We start from the raw sequence: 3,140 nt of genomic DNA on the forward strand, positions 1-3,140 counted from the left end.
GTCACGATGGAGGCACTTGTACTCGCAGAAGAACGAACGTTTAATGAGCTGGCATTAACGACCGCTGACTTCGATGTTGTAGACCCAGAATCTTTAGCTGGCGCAGAAGAACCGGAGTCTGCTTTTAAGTACTGACTTGCCACCCAGCCCGTTTGACCGCTTGCCGTTTTAATCTGTGACCAAGACCCGCTTTCTTTTACCACCGTTACTTTTGCATTTCGCGGTAAGTTTGTCACGATGGAKGCRCTTGTRCTYGCAGAAGARCGAACGTTTAATGAGCTGGCATTAACGACCGCTGACTTCGATGTCGAATTTGCGGTAGACGTACTGTTTATTTGCGTTTTATTTATGTATTGAGATGAAATCCAAGCTTCTTTACCGTTATAGGTAATTTTAGCCCACCCTTTGCTTTCATCTACTATATCAACGGTGTTTCCCTTCGTTATTTTTCCAACGATAGCACCGCTTGTACTAGGCGTTGCACGTACATTTAACGATGTAGCAGTTACTTTGGCCGATTCAGCTGCATCTGCATCAATTGAATGCAAAAGCAATGAAGAGCTTAAAAGAACAGAAGAAACGGCTGTGTACATGACATGTTTTTTATTCATTTTTTCCTCCTTGCAAATTACAAATTTCAACATAAGGTTATTGGTATACAAAGCATATATCGGCAAATAGTCCAAAATTTTGAGTTAAATCTACTATTATCTCATAATACCGATATTATCCATCATACTATATGTCGAAATTCAATTGTATAATGAATTTGAACTATCTGCCATCCTTAACGATAAAATTTTACATTAATGTAAAATATAATTATATTAAAGGTGGAATTTAGCGATATTAAAGACCTTTAATCCTTTGTTCATCTACATTTTGAGGATATGTCTTCTACTAGTAAGAACGTAAAATAGTATAAAACAGCTGAGTGTGAATATGATAGAGGAGAGATAGAAAATAAAAGCGTATCTATCTTTTGGAGGAGGAAACATCCACAATTATGAAACATGTAGAATAAAAATAACAAAAATATATAAAATAATACAAAGCCTGTCTGGAGGGGTATAAAGCTCGTAGCATAAACTAAAAGTAAATAGTTAGAAAATTCTTTCTTTTTACTTTGAAACATGGTACAGTATAAAAAAGTGAAAGGGTGGAAACTGATATGCGAAAGATTGTTCAGTATGAAACAAAGTGGTCGCTTTTGTATCAAATGGAAAAAGAAGCGTTGCTTAATACACTAAAAGATTTTTCAGTAGACATCGAACATATTGGAAGCACGTCCGTTCCAGGATTGGCTGGTTCACCAATCGTTGATATTTTAATCGGAGTCAAACGCGAAGAAGATATAAATGAAGTGCGCGCTATATTAAAAAATAAATCTCACGTATATGTAGCGGAAAAAGAGATGTTTGTCTTATTAAAAGAAGGCGTTCCAGCTGCACACTACCCTCCAATTATGACAGCTAAAAATGCCCGTAAACTCATTCCACATGATGCGAGAAGAAGTCATGTGTACGTAACGGTCAGTGAATCACCTTACTGGAACGAACGAATTAATTTCAGGGAGCAGTTACGCTCGAACGAACGTGCTAGAAAAAAATATGAAGGTATGAAATACGAGCTTTCAAAACGACTGTGGAACGATATTTCTACCTATGAGTACAAAAAAGAGGAATTCATTCAGCGCAGTCTATAAAAAACGTCATTTCAATTGAAATGACGTTTTTTTTAATTAATTATCTTGTAAAACAATGGTCTCAAGCTTGTCAGCAGTATTTACTGCGAGAACCGTATAGTTTTTACCGCTTTGAAGATTTGTTCCAGGAAGACTTAGTATTTCTTTTCCATCTGCCGTGGAAACAGATAGATCATACGAACCCGGATTTACTACTTGATAACCTGAAATGCTTTTAAAAGACAGATCTTTAAATAAAGGAGCAGCACCTTTAGGACCTACGTTTACCGCAGGAGCATCAGGAGATAAATGAGCAACACGTAAGCTTGCTTTTCCATCCATTCCTTGCTTATTATTCGTGAAAGCCTGCAGTTCAAGGTTTTCTGCTTTATTTACAGCGGCCACTGTATACGATTTTCCGCCGTCTACAACAAGGGTAGCTTCGATGATGGAATCTTTTGTTCCTTTTGTCTTCGCTTCGTATACTTCTACTTTATGAGAACCGGCTGCCAAAGGCAAAGAGTTGGCGACATCTTTAAACTTTGCTCCTTCTACTAAAGCTTTGTCATCCACAAAAATGTCTACAGCCGGAGCATCCGGTGAAGCATGAACGATGCGAACTTCTGCATTTTGAGCTGTTCGCTCATCTGCAGCGGGAGGTGTTTCAGCGGCAAATACTAACATGCGGCTAAGCGCCAAGAAGGCAATCACTGCTGCCATTACGAATAGTCGTTTCATCAAGTATCACTCCTTTTTTAGTATACACAGCTTTATGTAAAGAGAAGGACTGTGCAGTTGTTAGCGTATACTAAATAAAATCAACTATTCGTTTGTTTGTTAATTTTTGATGTGTTTACTGAGATTTCTGACGAAAAAATCGAAGAATAGCCAAAATATTGTACAGAGCTGTTAAGAGCCATGTCAGTAAAAAGCCTAGGCCAAGCCCAATATTGGCATCTATATACGTATGCGTGAAGTCATCATATACGACGTAGGAAAGAGGAGCAATCGACAGTAAAAATAGAAGAAAAAACAAAAGCGTTTTCCATTTGTTTAAAGTGAAGGTTAAACAAAAGAAAAGGAAAGCAGCGAACAATAGAAGAGCGTCTCGAATAGCCCAAGGTAAAACGCCGATATGTGGATTAGCGAGAAGAAAAGTCGGAATAATTGAAAGGAGGAAAAGGAGAGAAAGTAAAGTCACGTGAAGAGTGTGCTTTTTTGTAAAAGCCGGCACCAATAAAAACGCTGCGGTTGCGCTTAAAAGAAAATTACAAATTAAAATAAACTCCATATCAACACCTCATTTATTAAGTATTACTTTTAGTCTATTCAGCACGCTGTTAAAGTAGATAAAAAAAGCTGCGATGTTCATCGCAGCTTTTGGTTATTCGAATTTAAATCCTTGTTTTTCAAGCATAGCTCGAACTTCTGGGTAATAAATGGTTTTATAAATAGC

4 protein-coding genes are annotated in these 3,140 nt (G+C 37.4%); 1 reads left to right on the top strand and 3 read right to left on the bottom strand.

Annotated features, from left to right (window positions below):
• Nucleotides 1–611: SH3 domain-containing protein (locus AC1DRF_RS20925; protein WP_477741592.1), on the bottom strand; the 611-nt coding region annotated here is incomplete at its 3' end.
• A 560-nt stretch (nt 612–1,171) separates the two neighbouring features.
• Between AC1DRF_RS20925 and AC1DRF_RS20930 the strand changes: the two genes are divergently transcribed.
• On the top strand, nt 1,172–1,705 hold the full coding sequence (locus AC1DRF_RS20930) for a GrpB family protein (RefSeq protein ID WP_013083815.1): 534 nt from the start codon (nt 1,172–1,174) through the stop codon (nt 1,703–1,705).
• Between the two features lie 36 nt (nt 1,706–1,741).
• On the opposite strand, the gene AC1DRF_RS20935 is transcribed toward AC1DRF_RS20930, so the two are convergent.
• Nucleotides 1,742–2,422 carry a DUF4397 domain-containing protein gene (locus tag AC1DRF_RS20935; RefSeq protein WP_025751171.1) on the bottom strand — a complete coding sequence of 227 codons (681 nt, stop codon included), beginning with the start codon at nt 2,420–2,422 and terminating at the stop codon, nt 1,742–1,744.
• 115 nt (nt 2,423–2,537) lie between these two features.
• Nucleotides 2,538–2,975, bottom strand: a complete 438-nt coding sequence (locus AC1DRF_RS20940; protein ID WP_028409168.1) for a hypothetical protein — start codon at nt 2,973–2,975, stop codon at nt 2,538–2,540.
• Between the last annotated feature and the right edge of the window lie 165 nt (nt 2,976–3,140).

It is taken from the genome of Priestia sp. P5_B4, assembly GCF_056400385.1.